Consider the following 17,375-nt stretch of genomic DNA (forward strand, 5'->3'; position numbering starts at 1 on the left):
GCTTACGCCTCGCCCGTGAGCTTACGGGTGTGCAACTGACGGGCCACTTCAGCGATCGATCCCGACAGGGACGGATACACAGTGAAAGCGTTTGCGATCTGTTCCACCGTCAGATTGTTGTCGACCGCGATCGAGATGGGGTGAATCAACTCGCTCGCCCGCGGCGCAACGACACAGCCGCCGACCACGATGCCGGTGCCGGGCCGGCAGAAGATCTTGACGAAGCCGTCGCGGATGCCCTGCATCTTGGCGCGCGGGTTGCGCAGCAGCGGCAGCTTGACAACCCGGGCGTCTATCTTGCCGCAGTCGACGTCGGCCTGGCTGTAGCCGACGGTGGCGATCTCGGGGTCGGTGAAGACGTTCGAGGAGACCGTCTTCAGGTTCAGCGGGGCCACCGCGTCGCCGAGGAAGTGGTACATCGCGATCCGGCCCTGCATGGCGGCGACCGAGGCGAGGGCGAAGATCCCGGTGACGTCACCGGCCGCGTACACGCCGGGGGCGCTGGTGCGGGAGACCTTGTCGGTCCAGATGTGGCCGGACTCCTTGAGCCTGACTCCGGCCTCCTCCAGGCCCATGCCCGCACTGTTCGGGATCGCACCGACCGCCATCAGGCAGTGCGAACCGGAGATGACCCGGCCGTCGGCGAGGGTGACCTCGACCCGGTCGCCGACGCGCTTCGCCGCCTGGGCGCGGGAGCGGGCCATGACGTTCATACCGCGGCGCCGGAAGACGTCCTCCAGGACGGCGGCCGCGTCCGGGTCCTCGCCCGGCAGCACCCGGTCACGGGACGAAACGAGGGTGACGCGTGAGCCGAGCGCCTGGTACGCGCCCGCGAACTCGGCACCCGTCACGCCGGAGCCGACCACGATGAGCTCCTCGGGGAGCTCATCGAGGTCGTAGACCTGGGTCCAGTTCAGGATGCGCTCGCCGTCGGGGAGCGCATCCGGAATCTCTCGGGGATGGCCACCGGTCGCGATCAGTACGGCGTCGGCGGTGAGCCTCTCCTCCGTACCGTCGGCGGCGGTCACGACGACCGTGCGGGAGCCGTCGGCGGCCTGGAGGCCGTCGAGGCGGCCGCGGCCGCGCATCACACGCGCCCCCGCACGGGTGACGGAGGCGGTGATGTCGTGGGACTGGGCGAGCGCCAGGCGCTTCACGCGCCGGTTGACCTTGCCGAGGTCGACACCGACCACACGGGCCGACTGCTCGATGTGCGGCGTGTCGTCGGCGACGATGATGCCCAACTCCTCGTACGAAGAGTCGAAGGTGGTCATCACCTCTGCCGTCGCGATCAGGGTCTTCGAAGGCACGCAGTCGGTGAGCACGGACGCGCCGCCGAGGCCGTCGCAGTCGACGACGGTCACCTCCGCGCCGAGCTGGGCGCCCACCAATGCCGCCTCGTACCCGCCGGGTCCGCCGCCGATGATCACGATCCGGGTCACGAAAAGTCCGCCTCGCGTGTGTCATCCCGCGGCCGTCTGCTGCCCCGGCCGGGGGTCCGGGGGGTCGCCCCGGGGAATGCAGTACGTACTTCATTGTCCCGCACGCGCCAAGGTGCTTCGCCCCGGGGCCCTCCATACGTGCGCCGGGGCGTGCGCGACGGGGTTCCGGGACGGTAAGCGGAACGCTGTACGGAACCCCGTAAGGGGTCTTCCTCACAGGAATCGCCGTTCCGACCACCACCTCCCGTACCCTCGACCCCATGTCGCTCTACGCCGCGTACGCCGGCAACCTCGACGCGCGGCTGATGACGCGCCGCGCACCGCATTCCCCGCTGCGCGGCACCGGCTGGCTCAACGGCTGGCGGCTGACCTTCGGCGGCGAGCAGATGGGCTGGGAGGGCGCGCTCGCCACGGTGGTGGAGGCCCCCCGTTCCCAGGTCTTCGTGGCGCTGTACGACCTGGCGCCGATGGACGAGGACTCCATGGACCGGTGGGAGGGCGTCGGCCTCGACATCTATCGGCGGATGCGGGTACGTGTGCACACCCTGGACGGCGAGGAGCCGGCCTGGATGTATGTGCTGAACGGGTACGAGGGCGGGCTGCCGTCCGCCCGCTATCTGGGCGAGATCGCGGACGCCGCGGAGTCCGCGGGCGCGCCGCACGACTATGTGATGGAACTGCGCAAGCGTCCCTGCTGACCCGCCGGACCAGCGCTTTTGTGTGAATGTACGAGGAAGCGTGTGCAGACTCTATGCATGGGCATCTACGCGCGTAGGGAATCACCGGCTACCCTCATCCGCGTGAACGCATCAGTTATTCCGGACAACATCCAGGGCGACCCGTACGCCGCCGCCGCCGACGCCGCCGCCCGCCTGCGCGAGCTGACCGGTGCCGAGACCCACGACGTCGCGCTCGTGATGGGTTCCGGCTGGGCACCTGCGGGCGATGCGCTCGGCACTCCTGAGGCCGAGTTCCCGGTGACCGACCTGCCCGGTTTCCCGGCGCCCGCCGTGCAGGGGCACGGCGGCACGATCCGCTCGTACCGGATCGGCGAGAAGCGCGCCCTGGTCTTCCTCGGCCGCACGCACTTCTACGAGGGCCGCGGCGTCGCCGCCGTCGCGCACGGGGTCCGGACCGCCGTCGCCGCCGGCTGCAAGACCGTCGTCCTGACGAACGGCTGCGGCGGTCTGCGCGAGGGCATGCGCCCCGGGCAGCCGGTCCTGATCAGCGACCACATCAACCTGACCGCGGCGTCCCCCATCATCGGCGCCAACTTCGTCGACCTGACCGACCTGTACTCGCCGCGGCTGCGCGCGCTGTGCAAGGAGGTCGACGAAACCCTCGAAGAGGGTGTGTACGTGCAGTTCCCCGGTCCGCACTACGAGACCCCGGCCGAGATCAACATGGTCCGTGTCATGGGCGGCGACCTGGTCGGCATGTCCACCGTGCTGGAGGCGATCGCCGCACGGGAGGCGGGGGCCGAGGTGCTGGGCATTTCGCTGGTCACGAACCTGGCGGCGGGGCTGAGCGGGGAGCCGCTCAACCATGAAGAGGTGCTGCAGGCGGGGCGGGATTCCGCTACGCGGATGGGGGCGTTGCTGGCACGGGTGCTTGAGCGGATCTGAGCCGGGGGCGAGGGCCGCGGGGTGCGGGGCCGGGTGCGCGTGGCGCCTGCGGCGGCCTGTCCCCCGCGCCGCCCTTCCCGAACCGGGGCACCGCCCCAATCCCCGCGCCTCGGACGCCGGCAAGGCCGAAAAGCAGGCCCCTCCGGCGATTGAGGAGCGGGGGTCCGGGGGCAGCGCCCCCGTAACCCACCCCACCCCGCAGAAAGGCGGACACCGTGCAGCAGGACCTCATCGCGCAGGCCAGGGCGTGGCTCGCGGAGGACCCCGATCCCGAGACCCGTGACGAGCTCGCCAAGCTCATCGACACCGAGGACCTCGACGAGCTCGCCGCACGGTTCGCCGGCACGCTGCAGTTCGGCACGGCCGGGCTCCGCGGTGAGCTGGGGGCCGGGCCGATGCGGATGAACCGGGCGGTCGTCATCCGCGCCGCGGCCGGACTCGCCGCCTACCTCAAGGCCGAGGGACAGACCGTCGGGCTCGTCGTCATCGGGTACGACGCCCGCTACAAGTCCGCCGACTTCGCCCGCGACACCGCGGCCGTGATGACCGGCGCGGGCCTGCGCGCGGCGGTACTCCCCCGCCCGCTCCCCACTCCTGTGCTGGCATACGCCATACGGCACCTGGGCGCCGTCGCGGGCGTCGAGGTGACCGCCAGCCACAATCCGCCGCGTGACAACGGCTACAAGGTCTATCTCGGCGACGGCTCGCAGATCGTCCCCCCGGCGGACGGCGAGATCGCCGCCGCGATCGCCGCGGTCGGCCCGCTCGACGGCGTGGCCCGCCCCGACCACGGCTGGGAGACCCTCGGTGACGAGGTCCTGGCTGCCTACCTGGCCCGTACGGACGCCGTGCTCGCCGCCGGATCGCCGCGCACCGCCCAGGTCGTGTACACCGCGATGCACGGCGTCGGCACCTCCGTGCTGACCGCCGCCTTCGCCCGGGCCGGGTTCCCGGAGCCCGTGCTCGTCGCCGAGCAGGCGGAGCCCGACCCGGCGTTCCCCACCGTCGCCTTCCCCAACCCGGAAGAGCCCGGCGCGATGGATCTCGCCTTCGCCACCGCACGCCGTACGGATCCCGACCTCGTCATCGCCAACGACCCGGACGCCGACCGCTGCGCCGTCGCCGTCCCGGATCCCGCCGCCGACGGCGGCTGGCGGATGCTGCGCGGCGACGAGGTCGGGGCGCTGCTCGCCGCCCATCTGGTGAACCGCGGCGTCACCGGTGTCTTCGCCGAGTCGATCGTGTCGTCCTCGCTGCTCGGCCGGATCGCCGAGAAGGCCGGCCTCGGCTACGAGGAGACGCTGACCGGCTTCAAGTGGATCGCCCGCGTGGACGGTCTGCGGTACGGGTACGAGGAGGCGCTCGGCTACTGCGTCGACCCGGAAGGCGTACGCGACAAGGACGGCATCACGGCCGCACTGCTCGTCGCCGAACTGGCCTCCGTACTCAAGGAGCGGGGGCGTACGCTCCTCGGCCTGCTCGACGACATCGCGGTCGAGCACGGGCTGCACGCCACCGACCAGCTGTCGGTCCGGGTGGAGGACCTGTCGGTCATCGCGGACGCCATGCGGCGGCTGCGCGAGCAGCCTCCGACCGCGCTCGCCGGTCTCGCCGTCACCTCGGCCGAGGATCTGTCGCAGGGCACCGAGCAGCTGCCGCCCACCGACGGGCTGCGCTACCACCTCCAGGGCGCCCGGGTGATCGTCCGCCCGAGCGGCACCGAGCCGAAGCTCAAGTGCTACCTGGAGGTCGTGGTGCCGGTCGGTTCGGCGGACGAGCTGCCCGCGGCCCGCGCGAGGGGTGCGCAGCTGCTCGCCGGGATCAAGCAGGACCTGGCGGCGGCGGCCGGGATCTGACCTGCTGTGACCGCCGGCTTCACGTACGCGTCAGGTACGTGAAGCCGGTGTCCGGGCCCACGCAGGACTGGAGCGTCAGGTCACCCCAGTACAGGCCGTGGGCCGGGGTGCCGCGGCCCGGTGTGAGGTGGCGCGCATACACCCGGTACCGCAGGACCTCGTGCGGCTTCTCGACGGTCACCACCGTGCCGACGGGCAGCGCCGCGAACTGTCCGAACCCGCAGTAGTCGTGGCCGACGACCACCACCGTCCGCATCTTGTAACCGTGGTGAACCTCGGAGGCGGTTACCGCTCAGGCCCCGGATGCCGCTCCCTGCCGCAATCAACCGGGTTCGCGGTCAGTGACCGCCTCGGTCTGCGTGGACGCGGCTTCGGCGTCGGTACAGGCTGGGACCGCTCCGGCTCGGCGGTTCCCGCGGCCAGCCGGACCAGGACTCAACCCGTCGGTGATACCAGGCCTGCTTCGTAGGCGACAATGACGAGTTGGACGCGGTCGCGGGCATCGAGCTTGGTCAGCAGGCGGGCCACGTGGGTCTTTGCAGTGGCGGGGCCGATGAAGAGGTGGGCAGCGATCTCACCGTTGGACATGCCGCGCCCGACCAGGGTCAGTACCTCGCGTTCCCGTTCGGTGATGCCGGTGATCTCCCGTCTTGGTGGGGAGGGGTCGGGTCGGTTGGTGATGTCGGCGATGAGGCGGCGGGTGACGCTCGGCGCTATCAGGGCGTCGCCGGCGGCCACGACGCGGATCGCCGCGATGATGTCCACCAGCGCCATGTCCTTGACCAGGAAGCCGCTCGCGCCGGCTCGCAGTGAGGCGTAGACGTTGTCGTCGTCGTCGAACGTGGTGAGCATGAGCACGCGCGGCGGCGCGGCGGTCTCGGTGATCGCCAGGGTGGCTTCGATGCCGTCCGTACCGGGCATGCGGATGTCCATCACCACGACGTCGGGTTGCAGCTCTGCGGCCGGCTCAACCGCCTGCGCACCCGTTCCGGCCTCGCCCACGATCTCGATGTCGGGGATGTCGGCGATGACCATGCTCAGCCCGGCACGCACCAGTTCCTGGTCGTCGGCGAGCACGACGCGGATCGTCATGCCGGTAGCCTCGCCGACACCCGGAAACCGCCCTCGGGTCTGGGCCCTGCACTGAAGCGACCGTTCAGCAGGGCGACCCGCTCACGCATCCCGGAGATCCCGAAACCGGTTCCCGCCGTCATGTCACCGCGCAACGGGCCGCGCCCGTCGTCGACGATCTCGATGGCCAACTCCTCGGCCCCGTAGTCCACGGACACCCGGCAGCGGTCGGTACCGGAATGACGCACCGTGTTGGTGACCGACTCCTGGATGATCCGGAAGGCGGCCAGGTCGATCTCGGGGGGCATCGGGCGCCACCGTCCCCGCCGGCGCACCTCGACCCGGACTCCGGCGGCGGCCGTGGTTTCGGCCAACCGGTCGACGGCCTCCAGGCCCGCTGCCGCAGCGGCCTTCGCCGGCTGATCCTCCTCGACTTCGGCATGGCGGAGCGAGACGAGCATCCGCCGCAACCCGGCCAGCGTTTCGCGGCTGGTGGTCTCGATGGCGCCCAGTGCCTTGCGTGCTCCGGCCGGCTGGGTGTCGATGACCAGGCTTGCCGCGCCGGCCTGGATCGCGATGACGCCGATGCTGTGGGCGACCATGTCGTGCAGTTCACGGGCGATCCGCAGCCGTTCGGCTATGACCGCCTGGGTGGCGGCCTGCGCTCGTAGGGCCTGGCTGTAGAGGTGTTGCCGGCGGATCGAGTTGCCGATCGTCCAGGGGATGACGATGCTCGCCGCGACTGCCAACAGGGTGCTGAGGAAATCCATCGACGGCCGTCCCTTTCGTGAGTTCGGCCTCGGCCTGCGCCATGTCGGCGCCCTGCTGGACGCAGGTGACGTCCACCAGGGGCGTACCGCGAACGCGCACCTGGCCGCACTCGCCCGCAGCAACGGTCTGCCTCGACGTCGGGTGCAGGAAGTCCTGGAGACGGTCGGCCTGGGCGAGGCGGGTCGTCGTCGGATCGGCGGTTTCTCCCTCGGCATGCGCCAGCGCTTGGGGATCGCCGCCGCCCTGCTCGGCGACCCGCCCGTGTTGCTCTTCGACGAACCGATCAACGGTCTGGACCCCGAGGGCATCCGCTGGGCACGCGAGCTGTTCCGGCGTCTGGCCGCCGAGGGCCGCACCGTCTTCGTCTCCAGCCACCTGATGAGCGAGATGGAGCACACCGCCGACCACCTCATCGTCATCGGCGGCGGCAGGTTGATCGCCGACGAGCCGCTTGCCGACTTCGCCGCCCGGTCCGCCACTGCCGGCATCATCGTGCGCACCCCCGACCCGGCCACGCTGACCGAGGTGCTGCGAAATGCGGGCGCCTCGGTGCTGCTCGAAGGCCAGGAGGTTCTCAGCGTCACCGGTCTGACCGCGGCCGGCCTCAACGAGCTCGCCTTCACCCACCGCGTCATGGACCACGAAGTCACCGCTCACGGCGGAACGTTGGAAGACGCGTTCATGGAACTGACCGCCGACAGCGTTCAATACCGCGCCGGATCCGCGCCGCAGAGGAGCGAAGGCTGATGACCACTCTCGCGACAACCCCCGCAGTCACCGCCCAGCCCCCAGCCGCGAGGCGCGCCCGCTGGCGCCGGGCGATGCACGGAGACATCCCGGTGCCGGTGCCCGTGGTCCTCGAACTGTCCACGGGCCGACAGCTGATGAGCCGGCCTTCGGCGGCGCGGGCGTCGCACCAGCGGACGCAGGCAGTGGTCTCCCGGCCGGCGGGGGGCGTCCGGGCGGTCAGGCGGACGCGATGTGCTCACACACTCCGTCGCTGATCGTCCTGGGCCGTCCCCCGCTCCGTTTCGGGTCCACCACGTCGGCTACTTGACGTTGAGCAACTGCTCCAGCGGGTCGATGGCGAAGTAGACGAGGAAGAGCGCCGCGGTGCCCCAGAGCAGCCAGCCAAACCGGGATGCGGGCGACAGCAGCCATGGGGTTCACCCCGGGTGACTCCTTACTCTCGGTCCGTGCATCCACCGCTCCCCTTCAACGCGCGCGCCGCCCGCATCCTGCGCGAGAAACTCGGGATGGCCCCCGGCCACGTCGCTTACGGCATGCGCGCCTCCTACGGCACGACCCACATCACCCCCGACCACATCACCGCATGGGAACGCGGCACCGCACTGCCCACCGCCGGCGAACTCACCGCCCTGGCCGGTGCCCTGTGGTGCAACCCCCGCGAACTCATGGGCGCTCCCCGCACCCTGCGTGAACACCGTCTCGCCCGCGGACTGGCCGTCGAGGACGTCGCCCGCGCCACCGGCCTCACCCTCGACGCCTACCACCAGATGGAAGAAACCAGCCGATGGACGGGCGACAAACGACAGTCCGCCAAACTCGGCACCCTCCTCAACCTGCCCCCACGCGACTTCATCGCCATCACCGGCATGGAGGACGAACTCGCCCGCCTCCTCACCGAAGCCGTCTCCACCCGCTGGCAGGCCCACATCCGCGCCATCGCCCGCCTCGTCTCCGCGGAACGCCGCGACCTGCAAGACCCCCTGCGCGACATACACCACGAGTACCAGACCCTCATGGCCGCCACCCTCAGCCGAGCCGGCGGCACCACCGCCTCCGGCGAAAACGGGCGACGCTACATCGACGACATCGTCAACCACTTCTGGGCCCGGCTCCCGAAGCACCAGCCGGGCCGCAACCGCACGGCCGGTGCATCGGGAACGTGATTGGGCAGACCGGTCCGCCCAATCACGAGTCGCGGGAGGCCGCCACGGCCGAGGCGAGCACCGCCGGGCAGCAGCCGGGAAAACGGCGGCGAGAGCAGCCGGAGGGCTACCGTCGCTCGACGGCGTCCAACGCCGGGGCGATCAGGGCGAAGGCCCGGTCGGTCAGTTCGGCGGGGTCCTCGGCGCCGTCGCTGCCGCCCCACCGTTGCAGCACGGCGTCGAAGGCGGCCAGCGCCATCCCGGCGGCGAGCTGCGGGTACAGATCGGTGCCGGGGTCGAACTCCAGGCGGCGCGCCGGCTCCGCCGTCAGGTCGTCGCACCACTGTGCCCGGCGCTCCAGGAAACGGGCGAGCAGGGCGGGGGTGCGCAGAATCAGCTGAACCACCGGCAGCGCCCGGTCCGAGTGGTCACCACCGCCTCCGGCAAGGATGACGGTGGAGTGCGCGCACCCTCCGTCTCGGGTGTGCGCACCCCGTCGAGCAGCGAAGCCCCGGCTGTCGGGCTGGGCCGGGCCCCGGCCGAGCGTCAGTTCTTGACCGGCCACTCCAGCGGGTCGTTGTAGAAGCCCTGGCTCAGTTCGACCGCGGCGGCCTTCTGGCCCTCAGGGATGAGGAAGGCGGTGCAGATCTTCTCCGACTGTCCCGGGCTCACCTTCTTCCCGGTGTCCGGCGCCGGGCAGTTCGGCCACTTGGCGTCACCCATGATGACGATGAGGGCCTTGGTGCGCTCGCCCTTGTCCGTCTTGACGACCAGGTCGTCGTCCATGTCGCCGACCTCCATGGGCTTGCCGCTCTTGTGGGTGAGGGTGGACCACACGTACACGGGGACCTTGGGGGCCTCGTCCTTGTCCTTCTCCAGGCCGGAGTTGTCCATGTCGGCCTTCGTTCCGGTCTGCACCTTCGTGGGCGTGACCGTGAACTTGCTGCCCTTCGAGTTCTGCATGGTGCTTTCCTGCGGCGGGCTGGCCTCGCCCAGACGGTAGGTCGTCTTGTCCTCCGACGAGGAGGAGCTGGAACTGCGCCCGCCCTTCCCCGAATCCGAGTCGTTGCAACCGGTCAGCACCACGGCCAGCGCCAGGGCGCCGACCGCCGCCGGCACAGCACGATTCCACGTGCGCATATCTTCTTCGATCTCCCCGTTGAAACGTTCCCGTTGCCCGGCCGGGCGGCAAAGCCCCCACAGCCGGGGCATGTTCGAACGCACGATCTTGCCAGATGGGAACCGTCCGCTCGCGGCAAGGGGGTGTGAGCTGCTGTCGGTTTGCTGAGCTGAAGTGCGTTGTCGTGGGTCCCGGGCGAGGAAGGGCGGCTCCGCGACTCCGCGATCTTCTCGATCACCGACGCGGAGTGGCCGGACTGCCGGTCGAGGCTGGAAGAGCGGTTGGCCGGGATCCTGGATCGCCGTGGGTCGGGTCGCGATCGAGAGCGTGCGATGAGTTCGGGGCGGCGTGGCAGTCTCCATTGCCGCACACCCGAAGTGCGGTCCACCCGGATCGAGAATGAGGAGCGAGTCCCATGCGCATTGTGATCAGCGAGTTCATGAGCTTGGACGGTGTCGTGCAGGCGCCGGGCGGGCCCGACGAGGACACCGACGGCGGCTTTGCCCACGGTGGCTGGTCGCACCCGTTCTTCGATCCGGAGGTGATGGGCGGCGCTTTCGATGACGCGCTGTCCAAGGCCGAAGCGCTGCTGTTCGGGCGCCGCACGTGGCAGTCGATGGCCGCGGCGTGGCCCGAGCGGTCCGGGGACCCGTTCGCCGACCGGATGAACGCCATCCCGAAGTACGTCGTGTCCGACACGCTGGGCGACTCCGAACTGTCCTGGGACAACACCACGCGTATCCCCGGCGACAAGGCCGTCGCCCGCATCCAGGAGCTGCGCGGGTCCGAAGGCGGCGACCTGCTGGCCATGGGGAGCCCCACGCTCGTACGCAGCCTCCTGAGCGAGGGCCTGGTCGACGAGCTCCGGCTCATGATCCTGCCGGTGATCCTCGGCGGCGGAAAGACGATCTTCCCCGACGACGGTGCGCTGCGCACACTTGAGCTGGTCTCGACGGTCACCAGCGGCACGGGCGTGCACGTGTGCACCTACCGGCCGGCCACCAAGAGGTAGGCAGAAAGGACGGGGCTGCTCTGCGGCTGAGGCCTCAGCCCGTCGCGAGCAGCACCACCAGCAGCACCGCGCCCACCACCGCCGGTGCGATCACCTCGTACGCCCAGCGCACCGAGACCGAGGACGGCGAAGAGTCCGAAGTCGCCACGGATTTCGACGACTTCCCGGAACCTGCCCCCGTCTTCGCCCGCTCCATCAGCTCACGCAGGTCCGCCATGGTCTGGTCGGCCGTCGCCGTCCGGGATTTGGTGTCACGGACATCCGCATGCACGGAAGTGCGGTCGTACGGGTCGTCCAGCGACCGCCGGGACTGCTGCCTGGCCGCCTTCTTCCGCTGGCGCAGCGACACGGGTACCGCCCACAGCTGGTACTTGGCGCCGTCCTCGGTGAACAGCTCGCTCGAATACCCGGCTCGCAGATCCGCGACCGCCGACCACGGCATGGTGATCGTCCGGAACGGGTTACGGATCTTGATGCGCTGCTCGTTGGCGAGGACGACGGGCCGCAGCGTGAACGCGACGACCAGCGGCACCGCGGTCAGCAGCCCGGCCAGCGCCAGCCACGGCACCCGGCCGTCGCCCCGGAACACGGCGTCCCCGCCGATCCAGCAGATGAGGAGAAGCAGCAGGACACCCCCGGCGATCCCGGCGGGCGACCGGAAGGTCCGGTCGGCGTAAGTGGGCTCGGCAGGCGGTGTGGGGCTCGTCATGGGCCCGATTCTGCCTGACGTGCGCAAGGGGCGCCGGGGCGGCCGCCGCGGTACTGTGCGACGCATGGATGCGCAGGCCCCCTGTACAGGTCGCTACGCGCGTAGATATGCTCCTCTGGTGACCATGCCCACCACTGCTCCCGCATTCTCCGACGCGACCGCGTCCGACAGTGCGCTGCGCCGCTTCCTGCACGGGCTGCCCGGCGTCGACGCCGTCGGCCTCGAAGCGCGCGCCGCGTCCCTCGGAACCCGTTCGATCAAGACGACGGCCAAGGCGTACGCCATCGACCTGGCCATCTCGATGATCGACCTGACGACGCTGGAAGGCGCGGACACCCCGGGCAAGGTCCGGGCTCTCGCCGCCAAGGCCGTCCATCCCGACCCGACCGACCGCACGACCCCGCACACCGCGGCGGTCTGCGTCTACCCCGACATGGCGGCGACCGCCGTCGCCGCGCTGGCCGGTTCCGGCGTGAAAGTGGCGTCCGTGGCGACCGCCTTCCCCGCCGGCCGCGCCGCGCTCGACGTCAAGCTCGCGGATGTCCGCGACGCCGTTGCCGCCGGGGCCGACGAGATCGACATGGTGATCGACCGGGGCGCCTTCCTCTCCGGCCGTTACCTCAAGGTGTACGAGGAGATCCTCGCCGTGAAGGCCGAGTGCGCGCGGGCCGACGGCCCCGACGCCCGGCTGAAGGTGATCTTCGAGACCGGCGAGCTGTCCACGTACGACAACATCCGCCGCGCCTCCTGGCTCGGCATGCTGGCGGGCGCCGACTTCATCAAGACGTCGACCGGCAAGGTCTCCACCAACGCCACGCCCGCGAACACCCTGCTGATGCTGGAGGCCGTGCGCGACTTCCGGGCGCAGACCGGCGTACAGATCGGCGTGAAGCCGGCCGGCGGCATCCGTACGTCCAAGGACGCGATCAAGTTCCTGGTGCTGGTGAACGAGACCGCGGGCGAGGACTGGCTGGACAACCACTGGTTCCGCTTCGGCGCCTCCAGCCTGCTGAACGATCTGCTGATGCAGCGCCAGAAGCTCAGCACCGGCCGTTACTCCGGCCCCGATTACGTGACGGTGGACTGATCCCCATGGCATCTGCATTCGAGTACGCCCCCGCCCCAGAGTCTCGCTCGGTCGTCGATATCGCGCCCTCGTACGGCCTGTTCATCGACGGCGAGTTCACCGACGCGGCCGACGGCAAGGTTTTCAAGACGGTCTCGCCGAGCAGCGAAGAGGTGCTCTCCGAGGTCGCGCAGGCCGGCGCCGCGGACGTCGACCGGGCCGTGAAGGCGGCCCGCAAGGCGTTCGAGAAGTGGTCGGCGCTGCCCGGTTCCGAGCGCGCCAAGTACCTCTTCCGGATCGCCCGGATCATCCAGGAGCGCAGCCGCGAGCTCGCCGTTCTCGAAACCCTCGACAACGGCAAGCCGATCAAGGAGACGCGCGACGCGGACCTCCCCCTGGTCGCGGCACACTTCTTCTACTACGCGGGCTGGGCCGACAAGCTCGACCACGCCGGCTACGGCGCGAACCCCCGCCCGCTCGGCGTCGCGGGCCAGATCATCCCGTGGAACTTCCCGCTCCTCATGCTGGCCTGGAAGATCGCCCCGGCGCTCGCCACCGGCAACACGGTGGTCCTCAAGCCCGCCGAGACGACCCCGCTCTCCGCACTCTTCTTCGCGGACATCTGCCGCCAGGCGGGCCTGCCGAAGGGTGTCGTGAACATCCTCACCGGGTACGGGGACGCGGGCGCCGCCCTCGTCGAGCACGAGGACGTCAACAAGGTCGCCTTCACCGGCTCGACCGCGGTCGGCAAGGCCATCGCCCGCCAGATCGCCGGTACGGACAAGAAGGTCACCCTGGAACTGGGCGGCAAGGGCGCCAACATCGTCTTCGACGACGCCCCGATCGACCAGGCCGTCGAGGGCATCGTCACCGGCATCTTCTTCAACCAGGGCCAGGTCTGCTGCGCGGGCTCGCGCCTGCTCGTGCAGGAGTCGATCCAGGACGAGCTGCTGGACGCCCTGAAGCGCCGGCTGTCCACTCTCCGGCTCGGCGACCCGCTGGACAAGAACACCGACATCGGCGCGATCAACTCCGCGGAGCAGCTCGCCCGGATCACCGCGCTCGTCGAGACGGGCGAGGCGGAGGGCGCCGAACGCTGGTCCGCCCCCTGCGAACTCCCCTCTTCCGGCTACTGGTTCGCCCCGACGCTGTTCACGAACGTCACCCAGGCACACACCATCGCCCGCGACGAGATCTTCGGCCCGGTGCTGTCGGTGCTGTCGTTCCGCACGCCCGACGAGGCGGTCGCCAAGGCCAACAACAGCCAGTACGGCCTCTCGGCCGGCATCTGGACGGAGAAGGGCTCCCGCATCCTCGCGGTGGCGAACAAGCTCCGGGCCGGCGTCGTCTGGGCCAACACGTTCAACAAGTTCGACCCGACCTCGCCCTTCGGCGGCTACAAGGAGTCGGGCTTCGGCCGCGAAGGCGGCCGTCACGGCCTGGAGGCGTACCTCGATGTCCGATAACCGTCTGAGCGTCTTCAAGACCTACAAGCTGTACGTCGGGGGCAAGTTCCCCCGCTCCGAGAGCGGCCGGGTGTACGAGGTGACGGACTCCAAGGGCAAGTGGCTGGCGAACGCCCCCCAGTCCTCCCGCAAGGACGCGCGTGACGCGGTCGTGGCCGCGCGCAAGGCGTTCGGCGGCTGGTCCAGCGCGACGGCGTACAACCGCGGCCAGATCCTCTACCGCATCGCGGAGATGCTGGAGGGCCGCAAGGACCAGTTCGTACGGGAAGTGGCGGACGCGGAGGGCCTGTCGAAGTCCAAGGCGGCGGCCGTCGTGGACGCGGCGATCGACCGCTGGGTCTGGTACGCGGGCTGGACCGACAAGATCGGCCAGGTCGTGGGCGGGGCCAACCCGGTCGCGGGCCCGTTCTTCAATCTGTCCACGCCCGAGCCGACCGGTGTGGTCACGGTGCTGGCGCCCCAGAAGTCCTCGTTCCTGGGCCTGGTCTCGGTGATCGCCCCGGTGATCGCGACCGGTAACACGGCGGTCGTCGTCGCCTCGGCCCACTCCCCGCTGCCGGCCCTGTCCCTGGGCGAGGTGCTGGCCACCTCCGACCTGCCGGGCGGCGTGGTCAACATCCTGTCCGGGAGGACGGCGGAGATCGCGGCACCGCTCGCGTCCCACCAGGACGTGAACGCCATCGACCTCACGGGCGCGGACGCCGCTCTGGCGAAGGAGCTGGAGATCGCTGCGGCGGACAACCTGAAGCGAGTTCTCAGTCCACAGCCTGTGGACGAAGGCGGCGCATTCGACTGGTCGGCCGATCCGGGCACCCACCGCCTGACGGCCTTCCTGGAGACGAAGACGGTCTGGCACCCGACGGGCGCACTGGGCACCTCGGGATCGTCGTACTGACCGTGTGACGACGGCCCGCTCCTCCGAGATCCCGGAGGAGCGGGCCGTATCCGTGCCGGTGTCCGCGACCCCTGACCGCGTCCGTCTCAGCCGTGCAGCACCTCTGTCACCTGCCCCACCACCGGCAGGTCCTTCAGCGCGCCCCCGCTGGTCACGGGGTCGGTGACGGCGGCCGTGGAGACCGGCTTGAAGTCGGCGACCTGCGTTGCCACCGCGTTGTCCAGCGGGTCCACACCCGTACCGGCCAGCGGGTCGAGGCGCAGATGCGTCACCGGTGCGATGCCGTTCTCGAGCGAGTGCCCGAGCGTCCCGGTCGCCGCACTCCCGGTCGCCTCACCGGCCCCGCCGAGGCTGCTGTCGGCGCCCGCGGCCGGTGCGAGGGGCAGCGGCGCCGCCTGGGCCGCCGCACCCCCCGCACCGAGCGCGGCACCCACCGCGGTGACGGTCAGACCTGCCCGCAGCAGGGCGCGGCGCCGGGACTTGGAAAGTGCGTGACGTGCCATGGATTTCCCACCTGATCGTGACCATTGAGTAACCGTATGAGTGCGTAGAGTAGTTGAGGTGTGATGCTCGATACCAACACAGGCACCGGGGGATCCCCTGCGCGGGTCAATGCCTCACACTCGTGTCCTGTGAATTCCCAACCGATCCCGACCCGTGTCGTGCTGCTCGCCGGCCCTTCCGGCTCCGGCAAGTCCTCCCTCGCCGCCCGCACCGACCTGCCGGTGCTGCGCCTGGACGACTTCTACAAGGAGGGCGACGACCCCACGCTGCCGCTCGTTCCCGGCAGCATGGACATCGACTGGGACTCCGCGCAGTCCTGGGATGCCGATGCGGCGGTCGCCTCGATCATGGAACTGTGCCGCACAGGGCGTACGAACGTCCCTGTGTACGACATCGCCACGAGCTCCCGGGTCGACCGGGAGGCCCTCCACATCGAGCGCACACCGCTGTTCGTGGCCGAGGGGATCTTCGCGGCGGACATAGTCGAACGGTGCCAGGAGCTGGGCGTGCTCGCCGACGCGCTGTGCCTGCGCGGCCGTCCGACGACGACGTTCCGCCGTCGGCTGTTGCGGGATCTGCGGGAGGGACGGAAGTCGGTGCCGTTCCTCCTGCGGCGGGGGTGGCGGCTGATGCGGGCGGAGCGGCGCATCGTGGCGCGGCAGACGGCGCTGGGCGCGTATCCGTGCGGCAAGGAGGAGGCACTGGGACGGCTGGCCGCCGCGGCGGCGGGACGCTGCCGACGGGCGTCCGCGGCGCGGGGGACGGTGTAGCGGGCTTCCCGTGACCGGGGGCACTGCCCCCGGGCCCCCGCTCCTCGATCGCCGGAGGGGCTTGATCTTGCGCACATGCCGACGGGGCCGGACTGGACCCCCCGGCCCGTCCGACCCCGCAGCACTCCCCGTACCCCCGTGCACCGCCGCCTCCCCCGAAGCAGCGGCCCCGCTTTCCCCCGTATCCCCCCGTCGTCTCAGGCCACCAGCTCGCCGAAGGACTCCTGCTCGTCACGGCCGAAGCTGAGGACCTCGTCCTCGCGCAACCGGCGGAGCGACCGCCAGATGCTGGACTTCACCGTGCCGACACTGATGCCGAGTATGGCCGCGATCTCCGGGTCGGTGCGGCCCTCGTAGTAGCGCAGGACCAGCATCGTGCGCTGGAGTTCCGGCAGCCGCGCCAGCGCCTGCCAGAGCACGGCGCGCAGTTCCGTGCCGCGCATCGCGTCCGTGTCGCCCGCCGTCTCCGGCAGCTCCTCGGTCGGGTACTCGTTGAGTTTGCGCCTGCGCCAGGCGCTGATGTGCAGGTTGGTCATGGTGCGGCGCAGATAGCCACCGACCGCCGCCTTGTCGCTGATCCGGTCCCACGCCCGGTACGTCGAGAAGAGGGCGCTCTGCAGCAGATCCTCGGCCTCGAACCGGTCTCCGGTCAGGTGGTAGGCGGTTGCGTACAGGGAGGCGCGGCGCTCCCGGACGTAGGCCGTGAACGCCGTTTCGGCGTCCTCGACCTGCGCCGGGGACTTCCGCTCCCCCATGACCTCCCCGTACGCGGCTCCCCCGTTGCTTCCCCCGTTGGCCCCCACAGGCGCGTCAACCACCGTCATGCACGGCGTGTGCTGACGCCCGACGCCACGAACGCACACCCGCCCTCCCCCGAGCTCTCGGCTTCGCTCGAGCAGGGAGGTTCCCCCTCCGGCGCCGGACTTCTCGGTGCTCCGGCCGACATCGTGGAGACGCGTGACAACTGCGCTTGCGGTGGTGCTGTGAGTTGCGTTCATCTCGCGCCCCCCATCGGTGGAGTCCGTCCGTTCCTTGTGCCAACGAGCTTGCCGGGGCAGTTTCATCGCCCTGTCCCCCGACTGTCACAGCCCTGTCACAGGGCCTGCCGTCTGTGCATCGCCGGTGCGCCGGATGTATGAGTCGGCGCCAACTGTCGAACTGGGGCTCCACCATGAG

The 17,375-nt window shown here is 70.4% G+C and carries 18 protein-coding genes and 2 pseudogenes; 11 read left to right on the forward strand and 9 right to left on the reverse strand.

Annotated features, from left to right (window positions below):
- Positions 1-2: 2 nt before the first annotated feature.
- The gene (locus NRF20_RS17645; RefSeq protein WP_398632107.1) at positions 3-1,442 is read right to left on the reverse strand and encodes an NAD(P)H-quinone dehydrogenase; all 1,440 of its coding nucleotides are present in this window, start codon (positions 1,440-1,442) and stop codon (positions 3-5) included.
- A 260-nt stretch (positions 1,443-1,702) separates the two neighbouring features.
- Between NRF20_RS17645 and NRF20_RS17650 the strand changes: the two genes are divergently transcribed.
- From NRF20_RS17650 to NRF20_RS17660, 3 genes are all read left to right on the forward strand, one after another.
- Entirely contained in the window at positions 1,703-2,140 is a 438-nt protein-coding gene (locus NRF20_RS17650) for a gamma-glutamylcyclotransferase (protein WP_072486709.1), read from the forward strand.
- A gap of 102 nt (positions 2,141-2,242) precedes the next feature.
- The gene (locus NRF20_RS17655) at positions 2,243-3,067 is read left to right on the forward strand and encodes a purine-nucleoside phosphorylase (RefSeq protein WP_266358490.1); all 825 of its coding nucleotides are present in this window, start codon (positions 2,243-2,245) and stop codon (positions 3,065-3,067) included.
- Between the two features lie 215 nt (positions 3,068-3,282).
- Complete coding sequence (locus NRF20_RS17660; protein ID WP_398632106.1) at positions 3,283-4,923, forward strand: phospho-sugar mutase; 1,641 nt, start codon at positions 3,283-3,285, stop codon at positions 4,921-4,923.
- 19 nt (positions 4,924-4,942) lie between these two features.
- Here the strand turns inward: NRF20_RS17660 and NRF20_RS17665 are convergent, their stop codons facing one another.
- From NRF20_RS17665 to NRF20_RS17675, 3 genes are all read right to left on the reverse strand, one after another.
- A complete protein-coding gene (locus NRF20_RS17665; protein WP_413752871.1) occupies positions 4,943-5,179 on the reverse strand; it encodes a hypothetical protein in 237 nt (78 codons plus the stop codon).
- A 179-nt stretch (positions 5,180-5,358) separates the two neighbouring features.
- Positions 5,359-6,015 (reverse strand): response regulator, encoded by a 657-nt coding sequence (locus NRF20_RS17670; RefSeq protein WP_413752872.1) that lies wholly within the window; start codon positions 6,013-6,015, stop codon positions 5,359-5,361.
- The gene (locus tag NRF20_RS17675; RefSeq protein WP_413752873.1) at positions 6,012-6,764 is read right to left on the reverse strand and encodes a sensor histidine kinase; all 753 of its coding nucleotides are present in this window, start codon (positions 6,762-6,764) and stop codon (positions 6,012-6,014) included. Before NRF20_RS17675 ends, NRF20_RS17670 begins: the two co-directional genes overlap by 4 nt.
- Here NRF20_RS17675 and NRF20_RS17680 point away from each other — a divergent pair.
- Both NRF20_RS17680 and NRF20_RS17685 read left to right on the forward strand, forming a co-directional pair.
- Positions 6,718-7,512: an AAA family ATPase gene (locus tag NRF20_RS17680; protein WP_413752874.1), complete on the forward strand. Its 795-nt coding sequence runs from the start codon at positions 6,718-6,720 to the stop codon at positions 7,510-7,512. The genes NRF20_RS17675 and NRF20_RS17680 overlap by 47 nt on opposite strands.
- A 449-nt stretch (positions 7,513-7,961) precedes the next feature.
- On the forward strand, positions 7,962-8,678 hold the full coding sequence (locus NRF20_RS17685; protein ID WP_413752875.1) for an XRE family transcriptional regulator: 717 nt from the start codon (positions 7,962-7,964) through the stop codon (positions 8,676-8,678).
- A 106-nt stretch (positions 8,679-8,784) separates the two neighbouring features.
- Here the strand turns inward: NRF20_RS17685 and NRF20_RS17690 are convergent.
- Positions 8,785-9,093, reverse strand: a pseudogene (locus NRF20_RS17690) (TetR family transcriptional regulator); the annotation flags it as partial.
- Positions 9,094-9,203: 110 nt separating this feature from the next.
- On the reverse strand, positions 9,204-9,797 hold the full coding sequence (locus NRF20_RS17695) for a hypothetical protein (protein WP_398632101.1): 594 nt from the start codon (positions 9,795-9,797) through the stop codon (positions 9,204-9,206).
- A 162-nt stretch (positions 9,798-9,959) separates the two neighbouring features.
- Here NRF20_RS17695 and NRF20_RS17700 point away from each other — a divergent pair.
- Both NRF20_RS17700 and NRF20_RS17705 read left to right on the forward strand, forming a co-directional pair.
- Positions 9,960-10,067 (forward strand): annotated as a pseudogene (locus tag NRF20_RS17700) (N-acetyltransferase); the annotation flags it as partial.
- A gap of 125 nt (positions 10,068-10,192) precedes the next feature.
- On the forward strand, positions 10,193-10,789 hold the full coding sequence (locus NRF20_RS17705; RefSeq protein ID WP_398632100.1) for a dihydrofolate reductase family protein: 597 nt from the start codon (positions 10,193-10,195) through the stop codon (positions 10,787-10,789).
- Positions 10,790-10,823: 34 nt separating this feature from the next.
- Here NRF20_RS17705 and NRF20_RS17710 read toward each other — a convergent pair whose 3' ends face one another.
- Positions 10,824-11,498: a PH domain-containing protein gene (locus NRF20_RS17710; protein WP_398632099.1), complete on the reverse strand. Its 675-nt coding sequence runs from the start codon at positions 11,496-11,498 to the stop codon at positions 10,824-10,826.
- 124 nt (positions 11,499-11,622) lie between these two features.
- Between NRF20_RS17710 and deoC the strand changes: the two genes are divergently transcribed.
- The 3 genes from deoC to NRF20_RS17725 are packed head-to-tail and all read left to right on the forward strand — an operon-like array spanning position 11,623 to position 14,925.
- Positions 11,623-12,585: a deoxyribose-phosphate aldolase gene (gene deoC, locus NRF20_RS17715; protein WP_413754569.1), complete on the forward strand. Its 963-nt coding sequence runs from the start codon at positions 11,623-11,625 to the stop codon at positions 12,583-12,585.
- A gap of 5 nt (positions 12,586-12,590) precedes the next feature.
- The gene (locus tag NRF20_RS17720; RefSeq protein WP_382299892.1) at positions 12,591-14,030 is read left to right on the forward strand and encodes an aldehyde dehydrogenase family protein; all 1,440 of its coding nucleotides are present in this window, start codon (positions 12,591-12,593) and stop codon (positions 14,028-14,030) included.
- Positions 14,020-14,925, forward strand: coding sequence for an aldehyde dehydrogenase family protein (locus NRF20_RS17725; protein ID WP_413752876.1), 906 nt, complete (start codon positions 14,020-14,022; stop codon positions 14,923-14,925). Before NRF20_RS17720 ends, NRF20_RS17725 begins: the two co-directional genes overlap by 11 nt.
- Positions 14,926-15,011: 86 nt before the next feature.
- On the opposite strand, the gene NRF20_RS17730 is transcribed toward NRF20_RS17725, so the two are convergent.
- A complete protein-coding gene (locus NRF20_RS17730; protein WP_398632097.1) occupies positions 15,012-15,428 on the reverse strand; it encodes a hypothetical protein in 417 nt (138 codons plus the stop codon).
- Between the two features lie 63 nt (positions 15,429-15,491).
- On the opposite strand from NRF20_RS17730, the gene NRF20_RS17735 reads away from it, so the two are divergent.
- Entirely contained in the window at positions 15,492-16,199 is a 708-nt protein-coding gene (locus tag NRF20_RS17735; RefSeq protein WP_398632096.1) for a uridine kinase, read from the forward strand.
- A 197-nt stretch (positions 16,200-16,396) separates the two neighbouring features.
- Here NRF20_RS17735 and NRF20_RS17740 read toward each other — a convergent pair whose 3' ends face one another.
- Positions 16,397-17,197: a SigE family RNA polymerase sigma factor gene (locus NRF20_RS17740; protein ID WP_413752877.1), complete on the reverse strand. Its 801-nt coding sequence runs from the start codon at positions 17,195-17,197 to the stop codon at positions 16,397-16,399.
- Between the last annotated feature and the right edge of the window lie 178 nt (positions 17,198-17,375).

Origin of the sequence: Streptomyces sp. R-74717 (assembly GCF_047305335.1) — a bacterium.
GTDB lineage: Bacteria > Actinomycetota > Actinomycetes > Streptomycetales > Streptomycetaceae > Streptomyces > Streptomyces atratus.